The 18,563-nt window shown below is 65.0% G+C and carries 17 protein-coding genes; 13 read left to right on the top strand and 4 right to left on the bottom strand.

From position 1 onward, the window contains the following. Positions 1-21: 21 nt before the first annotated feature. From accB to U873_RS0123415, 13 genes are all read left to right on the top strand, one after another. The gene (gene accB, locus U873_RS0123475) at positions 22-480 is read left to right on the top strand and encodes an acetyl-CoA carboxylase biotin carboxyl carrier protein (protein ID WP_025130564.1); all 459 of its coding nucleotides are present in this window, start codon (positions 22-24) and stop codon (positions 478-480) included. Positions 481-497: 17 nt separating this feature from the next. Further along, positions 498-1,859 carry an acetyl-CoA carboxylase biotin carboxylase subunit gene (accC, locus tag U873_RS0123470; RefSeq protein ID WP_015633996.1) on the top strand — a complete coding sequence of 454 codons (1,362 nt, stop codon included), beginning with the start codon at positions 498-500 and terminating at the stop codon, positions 1,857-1,859. 246 nt (positions 1,860-2,105) lie between these two features. Further along, a complete protein-coding gene (prmA, locus tag U873_RS0123465; protein WP_025130563.1) occupies positions 2,106-2,984 on the top strand; it encodes a 50S ribosomal protein L11 methyltransferase in 879 nt (292 codons plus the stop codon). A 30-nt stretch (positions 2,985-3,014) separates the two neighbouring features. Beyond that, positions 3,015-4,334 (top strand): DUF3426 domain-containing protein, encoded by a 1,320-nt coding sequence (locus U873_RS0123460; RefSeq protein WP_025130562.1) that lies wholly within the window; start codon positions 3,015-3,017, stop codon positions 4,332-4,334. A 196-nt stretch (positions 4,335-4,530) separates the two neighbouring features. Continuing rightward, a complete protein-coding gene (dusB, locus tag U873_RS0123455) occupies positions 4,531-5,544 on the top strand; it encodes a tRNA dihydrouridine synthase DusB (protein ID WP_025130561.1) in 1,014 nt (337 codons plus the stop codon). Further along, entirely contained in the window at positions 5,541-5,861 is a 321-nt protein-coding gene (fis, locus tag U873_RS0123450; protein ID WP_003186237.1) for a DNA-binding transcriptional regulator Fis, read from the top strand. Before dusB ends, fis begins: the two co-directional genes overlap by 4 nt. A gap of 82 nt (positions 5,862-5,943) precedes the next feature. Beyond that, positions 5,944-7,551 carry a bifunctional phosphoribosylaminoimidazolecarboxamide formyltransferase/IMP cyclohydrolase gene (gene purH / locus U873_RS0123445; RefSeq protein ID WP_025130560.1) on the top strand — a complete coding sequence of 536 codons (1,608 nt, stop codon included), beginning with the start codon at positions 5,944-5,946 and terminating at the stop codon, positions 7,549-7,551. A gap of 168 nt (positions 7,552-7,719) precedes the next feature. Next, entirely contained in the window at positions 7,720-9,009 is a 1,290-nt protein-coding gene (purD, locus tag U873_RS0123440; RefSeq protein ID WP_025130559.1) for a phosphoribosylamine--glycine ligase, read from the top strand. Positions 9,010-9,108: 99 nt separating this feature from the next. After that, a complete protein-coding gene (locus U873_RS0123435; RefSeq protein ID WP_025130558.1) occupies positions 9,109-11,895 on the top strand; it encodes a hybrid sensor histidine kinase/response regulator in 2,787 nt (928 codons plus the stop codon). A gap of 63 nt (positions 11,896-11,958) precedes the next feature. Continuing rightward, on the top strand, positions 11,959-12,555 hold the full coding sequence (locus U873_RS0123430; protein WP_022642054.1) for a MarC family protein: 597 nt from the start codon (positions 11,959-11,961) through the stop codon (positions 12,553-12,555). A gap of 36 nt (positions 12,556-12,591) precedes the next feature. Next, the gene (locus U873_RS0123425) at positions 12,592-13,044 is read left to right on the top strand and encodes a hypothetical protein (RefSeq protein ID WP_025130557.1); all 453 of its coding nucleotides are present in this window, start codon (positions 12,592-12,594) and stop codon (positions 13,042-13,044) included. Positions 13,045-13,054: 10 nt separating this feature from the next. After that, entirely contained in the window at positions 13,055-13,600 is a 546-nt protein-coding gene (locus U873_RS0123420) for a CPCC family cysteine-rich protein (RefSeq protein ID WP_025130556.1), read from the top strand. Next, positions 13,597-14,040: an SMI1/KNR4 family protein gene (locus U873_RS0123415; RefSeq protein ID WP_025130555.1), complete on the top strand. Its 444-nt coding sequence runs from the start codon at positions 13,597-13,599 to the stop codon at positions 14,038-14,040. The genes U873_RS0123420 and U873_RS0123415 overlap by 4 nt, the downstream gene beginning before the upstream one ends. Positions 14,041-14,114: 74 nt before the next feature. On the opposite strand, the gene cobJ is transcribed toward U873_RS0123415, so the two are convergent. From cobJ to cobG, 4 genes are read right to left on the bottom strand one after another with little or no spacing between them, the layout of a single operon-like run. After that, the gene (cobJ, locus tag U873_RS0123410; protein ID WP_025130554.1) at positions 14,115-15,815 is read right to left on the bottom strand and encodes a precorrin-3B C(17)-methyltransferase; all 1,701 of its coding nucleotides are present in this window, start codon (positions 15,813-15,815) and stop codon (positions 14,115-14,117) included. After that, positions 15,815-16,549 (bottom strand): precorrin-2 C(20)-methyltransferase, encoded by a 735-nt coding sequence (locus U873_RS0123405; RefSeq protein WP_177330304.1) that lies wholly within the window; start codon positions 16,547-16,549, stop codon positions 15,815-15,817. The genes cobJ and U873_RS0123405 overlap by 1 nt, the downstream gene beginning before the upstream one ends. Then, a complete protein-coding gene (locus U873_RS0123400; protein ID WP_025130552.1) occupies positions 16,546-17,172 on the bottom strand; it encodes a precorrin-8X methylmutase in 627 nt (208 codons plus the stop codon). The genes U873_RS0123405 and U873_RS0123400 overlap by 4 nt, the downstream gene beginning before the upstream one ends. Continuing rightward, positions 17,165-18,505 (bottom strand): precorrin-3B synthase, encoded by a 1,341-nt coding sequence (gene cobG, locus U873_RS0123395; RefSeq protein ID WP_025130551.1) that lies wholly within the window; start codon positions 18,503-18,505, stop codon positions 17,165-17,167. Before cobG ends, U873_RS0123400 begins: the two co-directional genes overlap by 8 nt. Positions 18,506-18,563: the final 58 nt, after the last annotated feature.

Here is an 18,563-nt window from a genome sequence, read left to right as displayed (position 1 = left end):
ACCCTTGGGAGTTGATGATTCATGGATATCCGTAAAGTTAAGAAACTGATCGAACTGCTGGAAGAGTCCGGCATCGACGAGCTGGAGATCAAGGAAGGCGAAGAGTCCGTACGCATCAGCCGCCACAGCAAGACTCCAGCCCAGCAGTACTACGCACCGGCTCCGGTAGCCGCCCCCGTAGCTGCACCTGCCGCCGCTCCAGCCGCTGCCGCTGCACCTGCCGCCCCAGCCGCTCCGGCACTGAATGGCACCGTGGCCCGCTCGCCGATGGTCGGTACCTTCTACCGCAAATCTTCGCCTAGCTCGCCAGCCTTCGTCGAAGTCGGCCAAAGCGTGAAGAAAGGCGACACCCTGTGCATCGTCGAAGCGATGAAGATGATGAACCACATCGAAGCTGAAACCAGCGGTGTAATCGAATCCATTCTTGTCGAAGACGGCCAGCCGGTTGAGTACGACCAACCGCTGTTCACCATCGTTTGAACCGCGGAGAGTCTTTGATGTTGAAGCCTGCGAAGTTGGAAAAAGTCCTGATCGCCAACCGCGGCGAAATCGCCCTGCGGATCCTGCGTGCCTGCAAGGAAATGGGGATCAAGACCGTCGCCGTCTACTCCAAGGCCGACAAGGAGCTGATGCACCTGGGCCTGGCGGACGAGTCCGTCTGCATCGGGCCTGCGCAAGCCGCACAGTCCTACCTGCACATCCCGGCCATCATCGCCGCCGCTGAAGTCACTGGCGCCACCGCTATCCACCCCGGCTACGGCTTCCTCGCGGAAAACGCCGATTTCGCCGAACAGGTGGAAAACTCCGGCTTCGCCTTCATCGGCCCGAAAGCCGAGACCATCCGCCTGATGGGCGACAAGGTTTCTGCCAAGCACGCCATGATCGCCGCCGGCGTACCCACGGTTCCAGGTTCCGACGGCCCGCTGCCGGAAGACGAGGAAACCGCGCTGCGCATCGGCCGTGAAGTCGGCTACCCGGTGATCATCAAGGCCGCTGGCGGCGGCGGTGGTCGCGGCATGCGCGTGGTGCACAAGGAAGAAGACCTGATCGCCTCGGCCAAGCTGACTCGCTCCGAAGCGGGCGCGGCGTTTGGCAACCCGATGGTCTACCTGGAGAAGTTCCTGACCAACCCACGTCACGTGGAAGTCCAGGTACTGTCCGACGGCCAGGGCAATGCCATTCACCTGGGCGACCGCGACTGCTCGCTGCAGCGTCGGCACCAGAAGGTCCTCGAAGAGGCGCCGGCACCGGGCATCGACGAGACCGCTCGCCAGGAAGTCTTCGCCCGCTGCGTCAAGGCGTGCATCGACATCGGCTACCGTGGCGCCGGCACGTTCGAGTTCCTCTACGAGAACGGCCGCTTCTACTTCATCGAGATGAACACTCGCGTGCAGGTAGAGCACCCGGTTTCGGAAATGGTCACCGGTATCGACATCGTCAAGGAGATGCTCAGCATCGCCGCCGGCAACAAGCTGTCGTTCACCCAGGATGACGTGGTCATCCGTGGTCACGCGCTGGAATGCCGGATCAACGCCGAAGACCCGAAAACCTTCATGCCAAGCCCCGGCACGGTCAAGCATTTCCATGCTCCGGGCGGCAACGGCGTGCGCGTCGACTCGCACCTGTACAGCGGTTACGCGGTTCCACCGAACTACGATTCGTTGATCGGCAAGCTGATCACCTACGGGGCCACCCGTGACGAAGCCATGGCGCGCATGCGCAATGCGCTGGACGAAATCGTCGTCGACGGGATCAAGACCAACATCCCGCTGCACCGCGACCTGACCCGTGACGAAGGCTTCTGCAAAGGGGGCGTGAACATTCACTACCTCGAGCACAAGCTGGCCGAGCAACACTGATCGGCAACCGCCACACCGCCAAGGCCGCTTTCGAGCGGCCTTGTCGTATCTGCTTGTCTCCCCGCGCCCTGTAGGAGCGAGCCTGCTCGCGAACCGCGCAGCGCGCCATTGCCTAGATTGCCTGATCAGCCGCTATCGCAAGCAAGAACCAGGCATCCCCCTCGCTCCCACGGGTCGTCTCGCGTAAACTTGCGCGCTTCTCGCGGCCCGCTAGGCTGCACATCACATTTTTCAAAGGTGCCCGCCATGCCTTGGCTGCAAGTCCGTCTCGCCATCAGCCCAGAACAAGCCGAAACCTACGAAGACGCTTTTCTTGAAGTCGGCGCCGTCTCGGTGACCTTCATGGACGCCGAGGATCAACCGATCTTCGAACCCGAACTCAACACCACCCCGCTGTGGTCCCACACCCACCTGCTGGCCCTGTTCGAAGGCGGCACCGAAGCCGCCAGCGTACTCGCTCACCTCGAGCTGCTGACCGGCAGCCCACTGCCCGAGCACCACAGCGAAGTCATCGAAGACCAGGACTGGGAACGCAGCTGGATGGACAACTTCCAGCCCATGCGCTTCGGCCAGCGCCTGTGGATTGTCCCGAGCTGGCACGCCGCGCCGGAGCCGGAGGCCGTCAACCTGCTGCTGGACCCGGGCCTGGCCTTTGGCACCGGCACCCACCCGACCACCGCCCTGTGCCTGGAATGGCTGGACGGCCAGGACCTCAAGGGCTGCGACGTACTGGACTTCGGCTGCGGCTCGGGGATCCTCGCCATCGCCGCCCTGCTGCTGGGAGCCAGGCAGGCCGTCGGCACCGATATCGACGTGCAGGCCCTGGAAGCTTCCCGTGACAACGCCGGGCGCAACAACATTGCCGAGGCTCTGTTCCCGCTGTACCTGCCGGAACAACTGCCCCAGGTCCAGGCCGACGTGCTGGTGGCCAACATTCTCGCCGGCCCCCTGGTTTCCCTGGCCCCGCAGCTATCGGGCCTGGTCAAGTCCGGTGGGCGCCTGGCGCTGTCGGGCATCCTCGCCGAACAAGGCGAAGAAGTGGCTGCCGCTTATGCCCAGGACTTCGATCTGGACCCGATCGCCACCCTCGATGGCTGGGTGCGCATCACCGGCCGTCGGCGCTAGAATGGCCGCCTGCATAATCCGGATGGCCGCATGACCGACAGCTTCGTCACCCAGTGCCCGCATTGCCAAACCAGGTTCCGCGTCAGCCACGCTCAATTGAGCGTGGCCCGCGGGGTGGTTCGCTGTGGCTCCTGCCTGCAGGTGTTCAACGCCGCGCGGCAGTTGCTCGAGCAACGGGCGGCCAGGGACGCTGCCACGCCGAAAGCCACTGCCAAACCGGCAGTACCGCCGGTCGCTCCCGCGGTGCCGGCAACACCGGCAGCCGCGGCGCCCCAAACGGATCTGCCGCCGCCGACCGCGCCCGCCCCCCCTCAGCGTGCCATCAGCCAGAAACAGTGGTCGGCCGCCGAGATGGACCTGGATCACCTGGACCTCGACGAAGAACTGGCCAAGCTCGAACAGCGCGAGATCCAGCCGGCCAAGACCTTTGGCCAGGAACGCGAGCACAAGGAAGGCAGCCTCAGCGCCCGACGCGATACCCGGGATGCCGATGAGGCGAACTGGCCCGATGGGCTGTTCGGCAGTGCCGCCGAACAGGACGAAGACGAGCCCTCGCCCCTCAAGATGCAAGCGAGCGACACCGAGACCAGCCCCGAGCCACCCAAGCCCAGCCGCACCGAACCGTCGCTGTCGTTCAACCTGGCGGACCTGGATGACGAGCCCCAGGCTCCACGGTTGCGCCTGGATGATGACCTCGAACCCCTGGCCGCTCATCCTGCAGCCGACCCCAGCGAACAGGACGAGCCGCCCGAGCCAGCCGCCCAAGGCAAAAAGCGCCGCGAGCGCAACGAGCCCGGAGTCAAGGAAGAGGTGCTGCTGGACCTGGTGGACGACCCGCTGCACCTCGATTGGCAAAAGCGACGTTCGCCCTGGGGCCGACGCCTGCTCTGGTTGCTGCTGATCCTGCTGGCTGCCGGTGGCCTGGTAGGCCAGTACGTCGCCTATCACTTCGATGAACTGGCGCGCCAGGACCAGTACCGCCCCTGGTTCCAGGAACTGTGCCCGGAACTGGGCTGCACAGTGCCGTCCCGGGTCGATATCACCCGGATCAAGAGCAGCAACCTGGTGGTGCGCAGCCATCCGGAGTTCAGCGGGGCCCTGGTGGTGGACGCCATCATCTACAACCGCGCGCCCTTCTCCCAGCCCTTCCCGTTGTTGGAACTGCGCTTCGCCGACCTCAATGGCCATCTGATTGCCAGCCGCAGCTTCAAGCCTGGGGAATACCTGGGTGGCGACTTGCAGGATGCCGCGGAAATGCCGCCGCAGACGCCCATTCACATCGCCCTGGATATTCTCGACCCAGGACCGAAAGCTGTGAACTACAGTCTGAGTTTCCACTCGCCCGAGTGAATCAGCCAAACAAGCTGATGGAAAATTCTGGATTGACGACAGATTTATGACTGCATCGCCCAGATTAATCCCGGGGCGATAACGGAAGAACTGTTCAGATTTTATCCAATTCAGCCTTTATCCGGTCATCGAGAGCGGGTATCATGCCAACCCTTTTTCGAACTCTCATGATCCGGCCCCACAACAGGGAAGTCCTATGTCGGCGGTACGCATCGGCCCATACACAGTGCACAACGGCTTGATTCTCGCCCCGATGGCGGGGGTCACCGACCAGCCCTTTCGTCAGCTTTGCAAGCAATTGGGCGCGGGCCTTGTAGTCTCGGAAATGGTCACCAGCGACATGAGCTTGTGGAACAGCCGCAAATCGCGGTTGCGCATGATCCACGAAGGCGATCCCGAGCCCCGCTCGGTACAGATCGCCGGTGGCGATGCACAGATGCTGGCAGACGCCGCCCGCGCCAACGTCGAGTTGGGCGCACAGATTATTGACATCAACATGGGTTGTCCGGCGAAGAAGGTCTGCAACAAGGCCGCCGGTTCCGCGTTGCTGAAAGACGAAGCCCTGGTCAACGAGATTCTCCAGGCGGTGGTGGCCGCGGTGGATGTACCGGTCACCCTGAAGATCCGCACCGGCTGGGACCGGGAGAACAAGAACGGCCTCACGGTGGCGAAGATCGCCGAGCAGGCAGGCATTACGGCACTGGCGGTCCATGGTCGGACCCGGGCCGACCTGTATACCGGTGAAGCCGAGTACGACACCATTGCCGCGATCAAGCAGGCGGTGTCGATTCCGGTCTTCGCCAATGGCGACATCGACTCACCCGAAAAGGCCCGGCACGTATTGCACGCTACCGGCGCCGACGGGCTGTTGATCGGCCGGGCCGCCCAAGGGCGGCCATGGATTTTTCGTGAAATCGAACACTTCCTGAGCACCGGTGAAACCCTCCCGGCCCCGGAGCTGTTCGAGGTGGAACGTATTCTGCTAGAGCACCTGGCCGCGCTGCATGCCTTCTATGGGGATGTCATGGGCGTACGCATTGCGCGCAAGCATGTGGGCTGGTATCTCGCAACCCTGCCGGGCGCCAGGGAGTTTCGCGCCCACTTCAATCGTTTGGAAGATACGGAAGCACAATGCGCCAACGTTCGGGAGTTCTTCGCCGGGCGTTACAAGAGCCTGGCGACAGGGGACGGAGAGGGGGTGGCCGCATGACGATGATGACCGAGACTTTAGTGAGTGGAACTACACCCGTGAGCGACAACGTGAATTTGAAACAGCACCTCAATACCCCCAGCGAAGAAGGCCAGACCCTTCGCGGGAGTGTCGAGAAGGCGCTGCACAATTATTTCGCCCACCTTGAGGGCGCTGCCGTCACGGACGTGTACAACCTGGTGCTCTCCGAAGTCGAGGCTCCGTTGCTCGAAAGCGTGATGAACTACGTCAAGGGCAACCAGACCAAGGCCAGCGAACTCCTGGGTCTGAACCGCGGCACCCTGCGCAAGAAACTCAAGCAGTACGATTTGTTGTAAGCATTCAATCAAACCAGAAAGGCGCCCGCGTAAAAAACGGTCGCCTTTTTTGCTGACTCCTTTGCTTTTGATGGAAATTGAGATGACCGACCAGACTACCCGCCTGCCGATCCGCCGCGCCTTGATCAGTGTTTCCGACAAGACCGGGATCCTCGAATTCGCCAAGGAGCTGGAAGCCCTCGGCGTGGAGATCCTCTCCACCGGCGGGACCTTCAAACTGCTGCAGGACAACGGCGTGTCCGCAGTGGAAGTCGCGGATTACACCGGTTTCGCGGAAATGATGGACGGCCGGGTGAAGACCCTGCATCCGAAAATCCACGGCGGTATCCTCGGTCGTCGCGGCATCGACGACGCCATCATGAACGAGCACGGCATCAAGCCGATCGACCTGGTGGCAGTCAACCTCTACCCCTTCGAAGCCACCATCAACAAGCCAGGCTGCGACCTGCCGACCGCCATCGAGAACATCGACATCGGCGGCCCGACCATGGTTCGCTCGGCGGCCAAGAACCACAAAGACGTGGCCATCGTGGTCAACGCCAGCGACTACGCCAGCGTCCTGCAAGGCCTGAAAGCCGGCGGCCTGACCTACGCCCAGCGCTTCGACCTGATGCTCAAGGCCTTCGAACACACCGCGGCCTACGACGGCATGATCGCCAACTACATGGGCACCGTGAACCAGGCCGCCGAGACCCTGAGCACAGAAGGCCGCAGCGAGTTCCCGCGGACCTTCAACAGCCAGTTCATCAAGGCCCAGGAAATGCGCTACGGCGAGAACCCGCACCAGAGCGCGGCGTTCTACGTGGAAGCCAAGCCGGCCGAGGTCGGCATCGCCACCGCTACCCAGCTGCAAGGCAAGGAGCTGTCCTACAACAACGTGGCCGATACCGACGCCGCCCTGGAATGCGTGAAGAGCTTCGTCAAGCCGGCCTGCGTCATCGTCAAGCACGCCAACCCGTGCGGCGTAGCCGTTAGCCCCGACGCTGAAGGCGGCATCCGCCAGGCCTACGAACTGGCCTACGCCACCGACACCGAGTCGGCCTTCGGCGGCATCATCGCCTTCAACCGCGAGCTGGATGCCGAAACCGCCAAGGCCATCGTCGAGCGTCAGTTCGTCGAAGTGATCATTGCCCCGAGCGTCAGCGAAGAAGCCCGCGCCATTGTCGCCGCCAAGGCCAACGTGCGCCTGCTGGCCTGCGGCGAGTGGTCGGCTGACCGCGCCGCAGCCTGGGACTACAAGCGCGTCAACGGCGGCCTGCTGGTGCAGAGCCGTGATATCGGCATGATCGGTGCCGATGACCTGAAAGTGGTGACCAAGCGCGCCCCGACCGAGCAAGAGATCAACGACCTGATCTTCGCCTGGAAAGTCGCCAAGTACGTCAAGTCCAACGCCATCGTCTACGCCAAGAACCGCCAGACCATCGGTGTCGGCGCCGGCCAGATGAGCCGTGTGAACTCCGCGCGGATCGCCGCCATCAAGGCTGAGCACGCCGGTCTGCAGGTAGCCGGTTCGGTCATGGCCTCCGACGCGTTCTTCCCGTTCCGCGACGGCCTGGACAACGCCGCCAAGGTCGGTATTACCGCAGTGATCCAGCCGGGCGGCTCGATGCGTGATGCCGAAGTGATTGCCGCAGCCGACGAAGCCGGGATTGCCATGGTCTTCACCGGCATGCGCCACTTCCGTCACTAAGAGCAGCACAAGCATCAAGCTGCAAGCGACAAGCCAGAGCCGACCGCAGTCGCCCTTGCTTGCGCTTGTAGCCTTTCTCATTCAAAGCCGCACGCCGCACTTCAGAGCGACCCAGATTGCTCTTCACTTGCAGCTTGCGGCTTGTAGCTTCCTCCGAAGGAGTCTGACTTGAACGTTTTGATCATTGGTAGCGGCGGTCGTGAACACGCCCTGGCCTGGAAAGTCGCTCAGGACCCACGGGTCGAAAAAGTATTCGTCGCCCCGGGCAACGCCGGCACCGCCATCGAGGCCAAGTGCGAGAACGTCGATATCGACGTGCTGGCCCTTGAACAGCTTGCAGATTTTGCAGAGAAGAACGTGTCCCTGACCATCGTCGGCCCGGAAGTGCCGCTGGTGGCCGGCGTGGTCGACCTGTTCCGCTCCCGTGGCCTGGACTGCTTCGGCCCGACCGCCGGCGCGGCTCAGCTGGAAGGCTCGAAAGCCTTCACCAAGGATTTCCTGGCTCGGCACAAGATCCCCACCGCCGACTACCAGAACTTCACCGAGATCGAGCCGGCCCTGGCCTACCTGCGCGAGAAAGGCGCACCGATCGTGATCAAGGCCGACGGCCTGGCCGCCGGCAAGGGCGTGATCGTCGCCATGACCCTGGCCGAAGCCGAGGACGCAGTGCGTGACATGCTCGCCGGCAATGCCTTCGGCGACGCCGGTTCCCGCGTGGTCATCGAGGAGTTCCTCGACGGCGAGGAAGCCAGCTTCATCGTCATGGTCGACGGCAAGAACGTCCTGCCCATGGCCACCAGCCAGGACCACAAGCGCGTCGGTGACGGCGACACTGGCCCCAATACCGGTGGCATGGGCGCCTACTCGCCGGCACCGGTGGTCACCGCCGATGTGCACCAGCGGGTGATGGACCTGGTGATCTGGCCGACCGTGCGCGGCATGGCCGAGGAAGGCAACGTCTACACCGGCTTCCTCTACGCGGGCCTGATGATCGACAAGGCCGGCAACCCGAAAGTCATCGAGTTCAACTGCCGCTTCGGCGACCCGGAAACCCAGCCGGTGATGCTGCGCCTGCAGTCGAGCCTGGTGCTGCTGGTGGAAGCCGCCCTGGCCCAGGCCCTGGACAAGGTCGAAGCACAATGGGATCCACGTCCGAGCCTGGGCATCGTGCTGGCCGCCGGCGGCTACCCGGGTGACTACGCCAAGGGTGCCGCGATCACCGGCCTGGACGCCGCCGCCACTCTGGAAGGCAAGGTCTTCCACGCCGGCACCGCACTCAAGGACGGCCAGGTGGTGACCTCCGGCGGCCGGGTGCTCTGTGCCACGGCCATGGGGGACAGCGTCGATGCGGCCCAGCAGCAAGCCTACCGCCTGGCAGCCAAGATCGACTGGCAAGGCTGCTTCTACCGCAAGGACATCGGCTACCGTGCCATTGCCCGCGAGCGTGGCCAGGAGTAAGGCCGTCCAAGCCTCCGGCAAGGGGTTCAAGCCCTTGCCGGGCGGCTATTACGCCGCGCATAGTTATAATCAGGCATCAACCAACGAAGGGATTTCGCCGTGCGCTGGCTCAGGATTGCCCTAGGCTTCACCGTCACATTGCTGACCCTGCTCTGCTTGACCCCGGCCCTGGCCGCCCAAGGCAGTGGCTGGGCGGTGCTGCTCGACGAACAGGCCGACCTGCAGCTCAGTGACATCCGCTCCCCGCGCTACACCAATCAATTCAGCCCGATCGAACTGGACAAGCTGACCGCCGCCGAGCCCGATGGCGCCCTGTGGCTGCGCTTCAAACTCCAGCCGGGAACCCACGAGCAGGTGCTGCGGATCTTCGCGCCCGACCTGTCCCACCTGAATCTCTATGTGCTCGACGGCGACAAGCTGATCGAGCAAGTGAACACCGGCTCCAGCCGTTCCCAGGCGCAAAAGCCCCTGCCCAGCAGCGATTTCATGCTACCGCTGCCGCAAAGCGCCAAGCCCCTGGAAGTCTATGTGCGCCTGGTGTCCGAGCACGAACTGCGCCCCTACATCACCTTGCAATCGGCGGTGACGGCCGCCGCCGACCAGAGCCAGACGCTGATCTACGGCCTGCTCTTCGGCTGCCTGGCGATGCTGATCCTGCACAACCTCACGCGCTTCGCCTACACCCGCTCGCGCAGCAGCCTGTGGCTGGCGGCCTGCGAGAGCCTGCTGACCCTCAGCCTGCTGATGCTGCTGAACCTGCTGGCGCCCTGGCTGCCGGACTGGCAAGCGCTGCAGACCCCAGGGGCCTATGTCGCCCTGCTGCTGACCGCCCCATGCGGGATGATGTTCGCCTACCGCTTCTTCGCCCCCCTGGGCCCGCATCCACTGAACCGGCTGCTGCTGGGCAACATCCTGCTGATCAGCCTGTTCGGCCTGTTGCTGCTGTTCGTCAGCACCCTGCCCTTGAATGTCATCACCTATGGCCTGGTGGCCCTGGCCGGCCTGAGCATGCTGTTCGTCGGCGGCTACCATTGGCATCAGGGCTATCGCCCGGCGCGGCTGTTCGTGGCCGCGATGGTGATCTTCAACCTCGGCACCCTGGTGATCCTCCCGGCCCTGCTCGGCCTGACCCTGGTACCGCCGCAAGGCCTGATCGTCACCCTGCTCAGCGTGGTGTGCATCGCCGGCCTGCTGATGAGCGTTGCCTTGGGCGAGCGCCAGCGCAGCATCACCGAGAACCGCTTCAGCGTCAGCCGCGACCTGGCCGCCAGCACCGCCGAGGTCAACGCCAAGGCCGAGTTCCTGGCCAAGATCAGCCATGAAATCCGCACCCCCATGAATGGCGTGCTGGGCATGACCGAACTGCTGCTGGGCACACCACTGTCGGTCAAGCAGCGCGACTACGTGCAGACCATCCACAGCGCCGGCAACGAGCTGCTGACCCTGATCAACGAGATCCTCGACATCTCCAAGCTGGAGTCCGGGCAGATCGAGCTGGACGACGTGCAATTCGACCTCAACGCCTTGATCGAGGACTGCCTGAGCATCTTCCGGGCCAAGGCCGAACAGCAGAATGTCGAGCTGATCAGCTTCATCCAGCCGCAAGTGCCGCGGGTCATCAGCGGCGATCCGACGCGCCTGCGCCAAGCCCTGCTGAGCCTGCTGGAAAACGCCCTGAAGAAAACCGACGAAGGCGAGGTGCTGATCGTCGTTGCCCTCGACGAGCGCAGCAGCAAGCCGCGCCTGCGCATCGCCGTGCAGGACAGCGGCCAGCCCATGGACGCCGAAGAGCGCGAGGCCCTGCTGCACACCGAGCTGCACAGCAAGAACTTCCTCGCCACCACCCGCCTGGGGGGCAACCTCGGACTGGTGATCGCCCGTCAGTTGATCTTGCTGATGCACGGCGAGTTCGGCATCAAGAGCGGTACCCAGCAAGGCAGCACCCTGTGGCTGACCCTGCCCCTGGACGCCGAGCGCCTGGAGCACCCGACCGCCGACCTCGACGGCCCGCTGCAAGGCGCCCGGGTACTGGTGGTGGACGACAACGACACCTGCCGCAAGGTCCTGGTGCAGCAATGCAGCGCCTGGGGCCTGAACGTCAGCGCCGTGCCGTCGGGCAAGGAAGCCCTGGCCCTGCTGCGCACCAAGGCGCACCTGCGGGACTACTTCGATGTGGTATTGCTGGACCAGAACATGCCCGGCATGACCGGCATGCAACTGGCGGCCAAGATCAAGGAAGACCCGAGCCTGAACCACGACATTCTGCTGGTGATGCTCACCGGCATCAGCAATGCGCCGAGCAAGGTGATTGCACGCAATGCCGGGATCAAGCGCATCCTCGCCAAGCCAGTGGCCGGCTACACCCTCAAGACCACCCTGGCCGACGAGCTCAGCCAGCGCGACAAGGCACCGACAGCGCCCTACAACCTGCCGCTCAATCCGCCCCCGGCCCCGGCATCGGTCACTGTACCCAGCGACTTCAGCATCCTGGTGGCCGAGGACAACAGCATCTCCACCAAGGTCATCCGCGGCATGCTGGGCAAGCTCAACCTGCAGCCCGATACCGCCAGCAATGGCGAAGAGGCCCTGCAGGCGATGAAAGCCAAGCGCTACGACCTGGTGCTGATGGATTGCGAAATGCCGGTGCTCGACGGTTTCTCCGCCACCCAGCAACTGCGGGCCTGGGAAGTCGGCAACCAGCGGGTGCGCACCCCGGTGGTGGCGCTCACCGCGCACATCCTTGCCGAGCACAAGGAGCGCGCGCGCCAGGCCGGCATGGACGGGCACATGGCCAAGCCGGTGGAGCTCTCGCAGCTGCGCGAACTGGTGGAACACTGGGTGACCCAGCGCGACCTGCGCGAACGCAACGCCGCGCACACCAGTTGAGCCGACAGTCTCGGCGGCGCCTGTTAAACTCTCGCTCGCCCTCCTTAGTCGTGAGCTCCCGCCATGCTCCACGTGCTGTTCAGCGTTTACCTGAAGATGCTGGTGCTCTATAGCCCGTTCTTCGTGCTGTCGTGCTTTATCAGCCTGACCCGCGGCTACTCCCTCAAGGAACGCCGGCGCCTGGCCTGGAAAGTCGCCCTGGCGACCCTGGTCTCCAGCGTCCTGCTGTACCTCTTCGGCCGGGTGATCTTCGGCGTGTTCGGCATCACCGTGGACGCCTTTCGCATCGGCGCCGGCAGCGTGCTGTTCATCTCGGCCCTGGGCATGGCCCAGGGCAAGTCGGCGGTGCAGACCGACAACGTGCAGCAGGACGTGACCATAGTCCCGCTGACCATTCCTCTCACCGTCGGCCCGGGCACCATCGGCGCCCTGCTGGTCATGGGCGTCAGCCAGCCGCACTGGGACGACAAGCTCACCGCGATCCTCAGCATCGCCCTGGCCAGCCTCACCGTGGGCGTGGTGCTGTACCTGTCCAACCGCATCGAACGGATCCTCGGCGACCAGGGCCTGCAGATCGTCAGCCGCCTGATGGGGTTGTTCGTCTGCGCCCTGGCGGCGCAGATCATCTTTACCGGGGTCAGGGGCTATCTGGTGCCCTGACACCGGCTCGACCCGGCAGCGGATAAGGAACATCACATGCCCGGCAGTGAAGACCGCCAACTCATCCAGCAGCAATGGCAGGACGAACGCTACCCCCGGGAGAACTCCATCTCCCTGGGCGCTGGCTTCTACTGCCTGTTCGAGCTGCCCCATGAACACCCCCAACTGATCAACAAGCGGTGGATGCCGGCCTCGGACTACAGCGCCGGCCAGGGCTGCGAGGGCCTCGCGGCCCTGGCGCAATGCGTCGCCAGCAGCGGGCCTTGGCAGGCCAGGGCCGGCGAGTGCAGCGCTCATGGCGCAGATGGCTTCCTGGCCTTGCAGGAAAAAGATGCGGATGCACTGATCTGGCTGATTGCCTTGCGGGACACCAACCCCTTCAACCGGGTAGAGATTGAGGATCAGTACGTCCTTGCCGAATCGACCTCCGGGGTCAGGGTGCGAATCCCCATTCAGCGCCCCGACCAATTGACCCTGACCTGGCCCTGAACCGAGCCCCATGGAAACACTCACCGCCAACGCCGCCATCGACCTCTTGAGCAGACACCAGCTGCCCGGCCTCAATGCTGACGCTCGGGCCTCCCACCTCCTGAACTGGTGGGGGATAGACAGCGACGACCTTGAGTTCGCGACACTTGCACCCAGCCTGCAACAACAGATCCTGACGCAACCGGAGCCCCCGGAAGAGGCACAGGACCCACGCTACGCAGCGCTGCTGCTGATCGCCCTGCGCGCTGAATACCGTGGCGTCAGCCACCTGTATCTGATGCGCTGCCTGCGTGAAGCCGGGCTAGGCGATTACCTCGTCAGCCCAGGCCTCGAACACCGGGAGGCCTGCCCCTGCTGTGGCTATCGAACCCTGTCGGAGCGGGCCACGTACGAGATCTGCGACCTGTGCCATTGGGAAGACGACGGCAGCGAAGCGCTGGATGTGCCGAGCGGACCGAACCATCAAACCCTGGGCCAGGCCCGGGAACACTTTGCCCGCCACCAGGACCACCTGCCCCTGGACAAGTGGCCTCGCGCCGCCGAGTACCCAACATGATTCCAGCACCCCTGATTGCCCTGATCGAAGCCCAGCCCCGCTACCGCCCGCGCCCTGAAGCCGGCGAAGTCAGCCAAGCCCTGGAAGCCCTGGGCATCGCCCAAGACAGCGAGTTCGCGCAGGTCCACCTGGCCTGCCACCCCGCCGACTTCAGCAGCCGTGCCAGCAACGAAATGCTCTTCGACCTTGTCGGACCCGGCGAGGAGATCCTCGCGGCCACCGAGTTCATCCACGAGGTTTGGGAACTGCCCCAGCACTTCGTCGCCTTCACCTCATTGCAAGGCGAAGGCGGCTATTTGCTGGACAAGCACAGCGGCGGTGTCTGGGATTTCGACCTGGGCGACTGGGAAGCCTTCGTCGCCGGCCGCATTCCCGCCAGATGGGCCAGCTTCTTCGAATTCATCAGCTGGCTGCTGACTGCCGAGCCCAGCGACTCGTAGCAGCCGACTTGCCGGCGAAGAGGCCCTTGAGCCTTGCAGGGCCCTGGCGGACGCCTTCGCCGGCAAGCCGGCTCCTACACGGGTTTGTTGCCGTACCAGCGCGGGGTGTACACCCACTCGCCGCCCTCGGCCCGGGGGAACACGCAGGTGGTGGAGGAACCCACCAGTACCATGGTGCGCATGTCCACCTGCTCCGGGGTCAGTTCGCCCAGGGTGATCACCCGCAGGGTCTGGCCCGGGCGGCCGATATCACGCCCCAGCACCACCGGGGTTTGCGGCGTGCGATGCTGGCGCACGATCTCCAGGGCCCGGCCCAGTTGCCAAGGCCGCGAGCGGGAAATCGGGTTGTAGAAGGCCAAGGCCAGATCGGCCTGGGAGGCGAGGTCCAGGCGCTTCTCGATGATGTCCCAGGGCTTGAGGTTGTCCGACAGCGACAGCACGCAGAAGTCATGGCCCAGGGGGGCACCGGCCTGGGCCGCAGTGGCCAGGGAGGCGGAAACGCCTGGGAGGATCTGCAGATCGACGCGATGCCAGGCCGGGTCGCTGGACTCGTGCAGGGCTTCGAGCACCGCAGCGGCCATGGCGAACACCCCCGGGTCGCCGGACGACACCACCACCACCGAACGGCCCTGTGCGGCCAGTTCGAAGGCGTGACGGGCACGCTGCATTTCTTCGCGGTTGTCGGTGCAGTGCATGACCTGGTCGGCACGGAACGGCCCGGCCATGCGCACGTAGGTTTCATAACCCAGAATGTCGTTGGCCCGGGCCAGTTCGGCTTTCACTGCCGGCACCATCAGCTCGGCGGCGCCAGGGCCGAGGCCGATCACGGCCAGGCGCCCACGGGGGCGGCCGATTTGCTCCGGGTCCAGGGGCTGGCTGGCCACCGCGATGGCGATGTCGTCACCCACGCTCAGGGGCGGCAGCAGTTGCGCAACCGCGCGCTGGGCCAGTTCGACAACGCTGCTGGCAACCGGCGCAAAACGCAGGGGCACGCCCAGTTCGGCAGCGGCCTCATGCAAGCCGCGATGGGCCATGTCGCTGTCAGCCGCCAGCAGGCAGGCCAGCGATTGCACGGCGATGCGCTTTTGATGCAGGGCCTCGCGCAATGCCTCGGCGCCATGGATATTGCCGTTGCAGGCGATCAGCACACTGCGGGGATAGATCAGCAATTCGTTGGCGGCGGGCTCGCGCTCGGCCGAGCCGACGCGAATGGTCAGCCGGGCCTGCTGGTCTTGCGGCAGCCGGGCCTCGGCCAGCCAGGGCGCGGCGCCTTCGATGCGCACGCTTTCGCCGCCCAGCAGGTCGGAGACAAAGCGCTTGCCCAGCTCCAGGTCGCCCAGGGCATAGCCGCTGGGCGGGTTCAGCAGGCAGGTGCCGAAGCGCAGTTCACCGCTGGTGGTGATCGCCGCGGCGACGCCCAGGCCAGCGGCGATTTCCCGGGCCATGACATTGACCCCACCCAGGCCACCCAGAAGCGGCACCACGGCGCTGCCGTCCTCGGCCACCGCCAGCACCGGCGGCTCGGCACCCTTTTCCAGGAGCAACGGTGCCAGGGTACGAATGACGATGCCCGCCGCGCACAGGGCGATGATCGGGGTGTCCTGTTGATAAAGCTGGCGCAACGTCGCGCCGAACTCCTGGTAGCTGCGATCCGCACCCTCGACCCGCTCGGCCAGGCCGTAGATCAACGCATCGGGATACAGCCGCTGAATGCTCCGGGCCGTGCCCAGGCTGCCTTGGCCCAGGATGACGATGGCGGCAAGCGAACGGGCCATCAGCCTTGCCACCTTTCGCCGGGAACGATGATCAGCGAGAAGTACGGCGAGGACATGGGCTCTACCTCGTTGAGGGGCACGATCTTCTGGTTGGCCATGGTGGCGCGCTCGACGTACAGCGCACGCTCCGCCAGCCCCAGCTCCTCCAGCACCTGGCGCACCTTGGGGAAGTTGCGTCCCAGCTTCATCACCACCGCCGCATCGGCATCTGCCAGGCGACGCTTGAGTTCGTCATGGGGCAGCACCCCGGAAAGCACCGACAGGCTCTGGTTGCGATACACCAGGGGCGCACCCAGCACGGAGGCGCCGCCCAGCATGGAGCAGACACCGGGCACCACTTCGGCCTGATAGCGCTCGGCCAGGCGGTCGTGCAGGTACATGTAGGAGCCGTAGAAGAACGGGTCGCCTTCGCAGATCACCGCCACGTCGCGACCGGCATCCAGGTGCTCGGCCAACTGCTGGCTGGCGCTGTCGTAGAAGTCGCTGATGATCTGCTCATAGGACAGCGGCTCCGGCAACACCTCGGTGGTCACCGGGTACACCAGGGGCAGCAGGGTCTGGGCCTGTTGCAGGTGGGCCTCGATGATGCCGAAGGCGTTGCCCTTCTTGCCCTTGGCCACGAAATACGCCACCACTGGCGATTCGCGCAGCAGGCGCAGGGCCTTGAGGGTAATCAGTTCCGGGTCACCGGGGCCGACACCGAGGCCGATCAAACGTCCAGGCTGCTGCATCATTCGACCTCCGTGGCCAGGGCATTGACCGCGGCGGCGGCCATGGCGCTGCCGCCCAGGCGCCCCTGCATGATCACGAAGGGCACGCCGCGGCTGTCAGCAGCGAGCATGGCCTTGGATTCGGCGGCGCCCACGAAGCCCACCGGGAAACCGAGGATCAAAGCCGGTTTCGGCGCCCCGGCGTCCAGCATTTCCAAGAGATAGAACAGCGCAGTGGGGGCATTGCCAATCACCACCACGCTGCCTTCCAGGTGCGGGCGCCACAGTTCCAGGGCGGCCGCCGAGCGGGTGTTGCCCAGCTCCTTGGCCAGCGCCGGCACGCTGTCGTCGCGCAGGGTACAGATCACCGGGTTGTTCGCCGGCAGGCGCGCCCGGGTAATGCCTTCGGAGACCATCCGCGCATCACAGAGGATCGGCGCGCCGGCGGCCAGGGCCTCGCGCCCGGCCTTGCCGGCACCTGTGGAAAACTGCAGGCCATCGATGGCCTCCACCATGCCGCAGGCGTGAATCACCCGCACCGCGAGCTTCTCCAGGTCGGCCGGAATGCGATCCAGCCTGGCTTCTTCGCGAATGATCGCGAAGGAGTTGCGATAGATCTCCTGACCATCGCGGATGTAATCAATCATCAAGGTGGCTCCGTGGGCGGGCATCGAGCAGAGCCTCTGCCGCTTCAATAGTAAGGTTGCGGGCCCGCAGCCTGCCGAAACCCGGCTGCGTGGCATCGCGAAAATAAAGGTCGTAGCGTCCCGGCGCCACCGCCAGCAAGGTGGCTGGGGCCACATGGGCCGAGGCACAGGAGCGGCTGCAGGCCGACAGGTGTACCTCCGGTTGGCGGCCATGGCCCTGCAGCAAGGCCGCCAGCCGGAGGGCGTCGCCCTTGGTCTCGGCCAGGGCCTTGCCACAGCCTCTGGAGCCGGTGCAGGCGATCAGGTGGGCCAGGGCTTGCTCGGGACGGCACAGCAGACCCAACTGGTCCAGTTGCGCAGTAACCGCCGGGGCGTTCGCCGAGGCAATCCCGGGCAGCAGCAGGCTCTGCCAGGGCGTGAAACGCAGGCTGCCATCACCGTACTGCCGAGCCAGTTGCGCAACGCCCTTGAGCATCGCCGGGTCAAGGCGCCCCAAGGGCGTGACCGCACCGATATAGACCGGCTCGCGCTCCGGGCCCGTCGCGAGGAGGGGGTCCACGCGCTGTGGATAAGTGCCGATGTGCAAGCCCTCGACGGCCGCCGGGCGCTGCCAACCGTCGATATCCAGCAAGGCAACGCCCAGGCGCTGGCGCAGTTGCGCGAGAAAATCCTCCAGGGGCATTTCGGCCAGCAGATGGCGCATGCGCGTCTGCTCCGGCCGGGCCCGTTCCAGGAACAGCTCCAGCACCGCCACCAGCAGCTCATGGCCGGCTTCGAGGGGCACCGCCGCCACCGGTTTATCCACAGGGCTGCCGGCCAGGCCGAAGGCCAGCAGCAAGCGTCCGTCCTGCCGCATCGCCGCCAGCCACAGATCGTGGTGATGCCCAAGCATGGCCAGGGCCTCGCCACCGTCGAGCTGCACGGCGAACTTGGCCGACAGTTCATGGAAGCGCGGATGGCTCTGCAAGGTCTCGAGGATCTGCCCCGCCAGGGGGCGGGTGTCGACCAGCATCTGCCGGTCGATGCCGGCGCCGGGGCTGAGCATCAGGTTGCGCACATCGTCGCCGGCCGCCGTGGTGGGTCCCAGGCCAGCGGCCAGCAAGCCCTCGATCAGCGCCCGGTGCTCGGTGCCTATGCCGCGAATCTGCAGGTTGGCGCGGTTGGTGGCCTCGATCACGCCGCCTGCATAAGCCTGCGCCGCATCGGCCACCGCCAGCGCCTGGGCTGCGCTGATGACGCCACCCGCCAGCTTAATCCGACAGATGCCGCCGTCCAGCGCCGGGACGATGCGCAGCAACCCCGGGCAGGCCGAGGGGCGAATGGCGGTGGACATCGAGCGTTCGTTCAAGGGGGCAACCGGCAGTATGGGAACAGCGCTTCGTCAGCGCAGG

Origin of the sequence: Pseudomonas sp. PH1b, assembly GCF_000633395.1 — a bacterium.
In the GTDB taxonomy this organism is placed as follows: domain Bacteria; phylum Pseudomonadota; class Gammaproteobacteria; order Pseudomonadales; family Pseudomonadaceae; genus Aquipseudomonas.
Note: the sequence above shows the minus strand (reverse complement) of the source record. Positions and strands in the feature narration are given on the sequence as shown.